Raw genomic sequence first — 2,541 nt, 5'->3', positions numbered from 1 at the left:
AAGAGAGCGGAGCCGAGTACATCTGCACGCCTGCCCCGATCCACAATCCCGACGGCACGGAAACTCTGTGGTGCTACACCCGGCCGGAAGATCTCTATCCGAAACTTCGCGAGGCTTTGGGGGATTTCCCCCTGCATCGCTTCTGGGGACCGCTGGCCAACATCGAAAGTACGCGCTGGATCGTCGAATCGGCCATCCTGCTTGCGCAGGAGTATCGTCCGAACTTCTTCTACATCTATCTTCCCCACCTGGACTACGCAGCGCAGCGGGATGGCCCGGAGAGTGCCGCCGCCATGAAAGCTGTCCAGGAACTGGACGAAGTCCTCGGCCGATTAATGGCCGGCCTCCGCGACGCCTACGATGGAGACCCTCTCTGGCTCGTTGCCGGAGAATACGTCATCACTCCCGTGGAACGGGTCGTCTATCCCAACCGGATCCTTCGCGAAGCCGGCCTGCTGAAGGTACGTGAAGAAAAAGACGGCGAATACCTTGACACAGAAAACAGTGCGGCCTGGGCCCTGGCCGATCACCAGGTGGCGCATATCTACGTGAAGGATGCGGAACCCGAGGTGATCGAAAAAGTGGTGGGGCTTTTCCGGGGTCTTCCCGGCGTGGATGAGGTGCTGGCTCTGGAAGAGCGGGCGCGGTACCACCTCAATCATCCGCGGAGCGGGGAGGTCATCCTCAGTGCCCAGCCCGACGCGTGGTTTGCGTACTACTACTGGCTGGAGGATCACCTGGCGCCACCTTTCGCGAGGAAGGTGGACATCCACCGTAAACCCGGCTATGATCCCGTGGAACTGTTTTTTGATCCGAACACCCGGGGCATTCCCCTGAAGGCGGAACTCGTTCAGGGATCGCACGGTGCGCCGGCTCGGGATAAGTCCCAGCGGACCGTGCTCATTAGTTCCCATCCCGGCATCCTGCCTCCCGAGCCTGCCCGGGATACCGACGTGTTCCACGTTGTTTTGAAACATTTTGACATGCGATTGATAACGTTCGATTGATCCCGTTGTGCGTGCATCCAGAAAATCGTGGCCTGCCGTAATCGCAAGTTGTTGCGGATAAGGTCTGCCGTTTAGAGCAAAAATACCGCGTTGCCCTCCGTGAGATCGCCAACCGGCGCCCTCGGCGTTGAAAGTGTCATGTGACGAGAACGTCCACAAGGTTTTGGCCATGGAACGCACAAAAAGCCAACCACGCGGCGGAAACATGTCGTCCTGTCTCTGGGTCACTGTTCGGGGAGGAAAAGCCATGATCCGATTCAACACCATCCATCCGGAAATCGGCCGTTTATCTTTTTCGTGGAAAGCAGGGCTGAGAACTTTCCCCGCTAAAACAGTCTTCATTTTCATTGTCGGGACGTTGCTCCTTGGGACCGCCGGTGCTGTTCGAGGCGAGCCAGTCGATGGTGGTGTGCCGGCCGATCGGGTGCGGTTCTGGGCGCAATATCTTCCCAAAGAGCCGCGCGGTGTGGGAAGGCCAGCATCGGACCGTGCTGTGTGGGAAGCCCTGGCGAAACACGAGAAGTTCGCTTCCATCGTGAGCGCTGCGGAAAGGTCAATGCGGACCCCCATCCCCGACCTGCCTGATGATCTTTATCTCGACTTTTCGCGGACCGGCAATCGGCGTCGTTACGAGGGGCCCTACAGCGCCCGGCGATCCCGACTGGGAACCCTCGCTGCGGCGGAATGCCTGGAGAATCGCGGCCGATTTATTGCTGAGATTGAGAAGCTCATCGCGGCGCTGGCTGCGGAGAAGACATGGGTCATGCCCGCCCACGATCGCGGTTTGAACAACTTCTATGGCCGGACGGTGGAAATCGATCTCGGTTCGTCGGGCACAGCGTGGAATCTGGCCACCGTCGATTTCTGGCTGAGCGATAAACTTTCCGCCGAAACCCGGCAACTCATCGCCCAGCAGCTTGAACGACGGGTTTTCACCCCGTTCGAGAAAGCGGTGAACACCGGCAAACCCAGTTTGTGGTGGCTGACAGGGACCAACAATTGGAACGCCGTGTGCCTGGCCAACGTGGTGGGAGCGGCCCTGGAAAATATCCCGGATCCCCAGCGTCGGGCATTCTTCGTCGCCGCAGCAGAAAAGTATATCCGATACTTTTTGAAAGGCTTCACCGCCGACGGTTACTGCTCGGAGGGGATTGGATACTGGAACTACGGCTTCGGCCATTTCACCCTGCTGGGTGAAACGCTCTATCAGGCCACTGGCGGTCATCTCGATCTCTTCGCTGATCCCAAGATTATTCCCATTGCTCTGTTTGGATTCCGTATGGAGATCTCGCCGGGGCTGTATCCGGCATTCGCCGATTGCCACTTCGGAGCGCGTCCCGATCCCGTCCTGATGGCCTACCTGAGCCGGCGATACCAGCTCGGCCTGTTAGAACTGGAACGCCAGTATGTGGGCCCGGGGGCGGGCTTCAGCAGCTTTCTGCCGGAAGTGGCCGTCTTCGCCATGCCCAATTCCCTGCACGACCGGCCGACAACAGCCGAAACCCCACGGCGACACGAACTGCGGGATTGGTTC

The 2,541-nt window shown here is 59.1% G+C and carries 2 protein-coding genes; both read left to right on the top strand.

What is annotated here, in order from left to right; translation table 11 throughout:
- Window positions 1–1,007 (top strand): alkaline phosphatase family protein (locus H5U08_RS15530; protein ID WP_297035068.1); only part of this gene is annotated, 1,007 nt, incomplete at its 5' end.
- A gap of 247 nt (window positions 1,008–1,254) precedes the next feature.
- Window positions 1,255–2,541, top strand: a 1,287-nt coding sequence (locus H5U08_RS15525) for a hypothetical protein (RefSeq protein ID WP_297035066.1), incomplete at its 3' end; no start/stop codon positions are given.

The sequence above is a fragment of the Thermogutta sp. genome (assembly GCF_014359955.1).
In the GTDB taxonomy this organism is placed as follows: Bacteria; Planctomycetota; Planctomycetia; order Pirellulales; family Thermoguttaceae; genus Thermogutta.
Note: the sequence above shows the minus strand (reverse complement) of the source record. Positions and strands in the feature narration are given on the sequence as shown.